The organism is Tateyamaria sp., assembly GCF_059783535.1.
In genome coordinates this window covers 1,798-2,954 of sequence record NZ_JBYNDP010000229.1, presented here as the reverse complement: position 1 = coordinate 2,954, position 1,157 = coordinate 1,798, and the positions used below count along the sequence as shown (strand labels likewise).

Annotated in this window: 2 protein-coding genes; both read left to right on the top strand. The window is 62.6% G+C overall.

Going from position 1 to position 1,157, the window contains the following annotated elements; translation table 11 throughout:
- On the top strand, positions 1 to 725 hold a 725-nt coding region (locus AC6RA8_RS21920; RefSeq protein WP_500355878.1), incomplete at its 5' end, for a nickel/cobalt transporter.
- Between the two features lie 76 nt (positions 726 to 801).
- On the top strand, positions 802 to 1,157 hold a 356-nt coding region (locus AC6RA8_RS21915; protein ID WP_500355876.1), incomplete at its 3' end, for an MATE family efflux transporter.

Below are 1,157 nucleotides of genomic sequence, written 5' to 3'. Positions count from 1 at the left end.
CGGGGGCCTGGTTTTCCCTGATGGGAGTTTGTGCAGCCTACGGCTTCTTTCATGCAGCCGGACCGGGACATGGTAAGCTGTTGATTGGAGGCTACGGTGCCGCCGAGCAGGTGACTGCGTGGCGCTTATCTTGGCTGGCCGTCGCATCTTCCCTCGCGCAAGCGCTGACTGCGGTGCTTCTTGTCGCGCTCGGGGCTTGGGTGCTGGGGTGGGGGCGCAGCGAATTGACCGACGCAGCTGAGAAGGTTTTGGCGCCCGCCAGCTACATCGCGATTGCGCTGGTTGGGCTCTGGTTGATGGTGCGCGGTGTGCGCCGTACACGTGGCAATGGCGCGCATCACCATGTGGACGAGCATGGGCATTGCAGCAGTTGCGGTCACGCTCATGGACCCAGCGTCGATCAAGCCGCTTCGATATCATCGTGGCGAGATGCGGTTGCGATCATCGGTTCCATCGCCATACGACCTTGCACCGGCGCCGTGTTCCTGTTGATCCTTTGCTTTGGCTTCGGCATCCCCTGGGCGGGTGTCGCGGGAGCGTTGGTCATGGGGCTGGGGACGGCGAGCGTGACGGTCCTTGTGGCACTGCTCGCCGTGAGTGCCCGCCAATCCGCCTTTTCTGGCTGGTCGGGTGAAGGCAGCGTCCGCGCCATGGGCGTGATCGAGATCATGGCTGGGGCATTGATCGCACTTGTCGCGACCACGCTGGTCTGGCCGCTTCTCTAGCGGCGAAGGGCGGCATCCCGTCACCCGTGCGACTCTGGGGCTTTTCTTGCACAAAAAGCAGGCGTAAGGGTGAGGCATGTCCAAATCGGTAATGTCATATGCCGCGCATGCGCGCGCGATCCTTGTCCTTGGCCTGCCGTTGATCGGCGGGCATCTGGGGCAGGTTGCGATTGGCGTGACCGACACCGTCATGCTGGGCTGGTACGGGGTCGAAGAACTCGCGGCCCAAGGGGTGGCTGGCAGCCTGTTTTTTGTTCTGTTCCTCATGGGATCAGGTTTTGCTTGGGCCGTGATGCCCATGGTTGCATCGTTCCACGCCGAACGGGACGAAACCAACCTGCGCAGAGCCACCCGCATGGGGTTATGGTTGAGCCTGGGCTTTGCCGTGCTGGCCCTGCCTATCATGCTGATGGCCGAAAGCGTGTTGCTGGC